The organism is Psittacicella gerlachiana, assembly GCF_003585965.1.
GTDB classification, from domain to species: domain Bacteria; phylum Pseudomonadota; class Gammaproteobacteria; order Enterobacterales; family Psittacicellaceae; genus Psittacicella; species Psittacicella gerlachiana.
Map to the genome: position 1 here is coordinate 1 of NZ_NRJF01000293.1, position 1,376 is coordinate 1,376.

Sequence of the window (1,376 nt, forward strand, 5' to 3'; positions counted from 1 at the left end):
TTTATCATAAAACTACATTTAATAATCTATCTTAATCACTCTAATCATTCTCAAAACGGGATAAAATTTTACCTTTGAAAGGAGATTAAACTATAGATGATCTCTATTTTTTAGTGCAAACATGAAAAAAAGCCGCTTAAAGCGACTTTTTTTCATTATGTTAATACTTATTTTTTCTTAGCTGCTTTGTTAGCTAATTTTGCATGAGCTGTTACTAATGCAGTATTATTTTGTACACGTTGTTTTAAACCAGTTGCAATTGAGAAGTGAACCCCTACAGTTTCTGGAGTTTCAACTTTTGCATTTGGATCATGAGGTGTTCTAAACACACGAGACGGACGGTATCTTGTTGAGAAAGTACCTAAGTCTTTAATACGCACTTTACGACCAGCACTTAATGCTTGACCTAAAGTTGCAATTAAAACTGCATAAGCTTCTTTAGCAGCTGTTTTGCTTAATGATGATAATTCTTCTGAACTTGAAGCATGTAACTGTTCTGTAAATAATTCAACAAACTGTGCATTTGTTAATAATTCATCAACACTTACATTCTTGAAAAGATTTTCTAGATTTTTTTCTTTACTACCCATTTGAAAAGCACCTTAAAGAGTTAATAAAACGTTATTGAAAAAGATTTGATTAGAGACGCTATAAATAGCACAAATCATTACTGAAAATAATCACATACTGTCAGGTAAAAGGATTATTTCTTCCCTTTATTTTGTAATGCTTTTTTATGAGCTTGTACTAGTTTAGTGTCATTACCAACAGCTTCTTTTAAAGTCTTAGCTGTAGTAAAAGCTACATTTACATGTGCTGGAGCATGCCCTGGTTTACCAGTTAATGGATTAGTAAAATTACGCTCTGGACGATATTTAGTTGCAAATACGCCTAAACCATTAACACGAACCTTACGACCAGAAACTAAAGCTTCTTGTAAAGTCTCTGACCAAGCATCTAATAGTTCACGTGCAAGAGCTTCACTACCACCAAGTTTATTTAAAGCTGGATTATCAGAATTTTTTAAATTAGCTTTTAATAAACCTAATAACTCTTTAACAGTTAATAAACTATCTACTGTTGTTTCATTTACTTCTAAATCTTCTTTGCTCATAGTACTTACTTCTACTATAGTTGTTCAGATCAATACCTTATGCTAAACATAAAAATGATCAAAACTAAAATTAATTACATATCAATATCAAAACCACTTGTCAGCAAAATAAAAGTATATATAAATATCGCTTTATTCATTGAAACAAGAATATTAAATCAAATGGTTTACATTAGCTCTAACAAGTCATTTACTTCATCATAAAAGTAATCAACTAATAATGCAAACAATAAGACTAAGTTTTGAGAGTACAATTAGAGAA

At 30.2% G+C, this 1,376-nt stretch carries 2 protein-coding genes; both read right to left on the reverse strand.

The window, feature by feature from the left end:
* Positions 1 to 167: 167 nt before the first annotated feature.
* Positions 168 to 590 carry an HU family DNA-binding protein gene (locus CKF59_RS07765; RefSeq protein WP_119535332.1) on the reverse strand — a complete coding sequence of 141 codons (423 nt, stop codon included), beginning with the start codon at positions 588 to 590 and terminating at the stop codon, positions 168 to 170.
* Between the two features lie 113 nt (positions 591 to 703).
* Complete coding sequence (locus CKF59_RS07770) at positions 704 to 1,114, reverse strand: HU family DNA-binding protein (RefSeq protein WP_119535333.1); 411 nt, start codon at positions 1,112 to 1,114, stop codon at positions 704 to 706.
* Positions 1,115 to 1,376 lie beyond the last annotated feature (262 nt).